The organism is Pseudomonas sp. AC083, assembly GCF_979253165.1.
Genome location: NZ_CEEDDH010000049.1, coordinates 1 through 408, shown reverse-complemented (window position 1 = coordinate 408; position 408 = coordinate 1). Strand labels below are relative to the sequence as shown.

Genomic DNA, 408 nt, shown 5'->3' with positions numbered 1-408 from the left:
TCTTTATGATCTGGCACACCAAATACAATGATCGATTTGATGCCAAGATCAACAAGCTCTTGGACTTCTTCTTTCACAAGATCTACAGAAATGTGATACACACCTGGCATTGAAGAGACTTCTTTTCGGACATTTTCTCCCTCTACAAAAAAGATCGGATAAATGAAATCAGATGGTCTTAAAAAGGTTTCTCTGACTAATTCTCTCATTCCTGCGCTTGTCCGCAATCTGCGGTGTCTGTTAAATTTCATCAATGGTTCAACTTCCTTTCAGATAAACGGCACATCAAATCAAGCATTCCGTCTATCGTATAAGTATCTGGGGTTTCAGAAGAAATCCCGTATTGAAGCAGTGCCTCTTTTGTCAGAGGACCGATCGTCACAAAACAGGTGTCAGATGCAGCAAGCA

The 408-nt window shown here is 40.7% G+C and carries 1 pseudogene; it reads right to left on the bottom strand.

The features are described 5' to 3' along the window. A pseudogene (locus AC0IXA_RS27190) lies at positions 1 to 251 on the bottom strand (porphobilinogen synthase); the annotation flags it as partial. Positions 252 to 408: the final 157 nt, after the last annotated feature.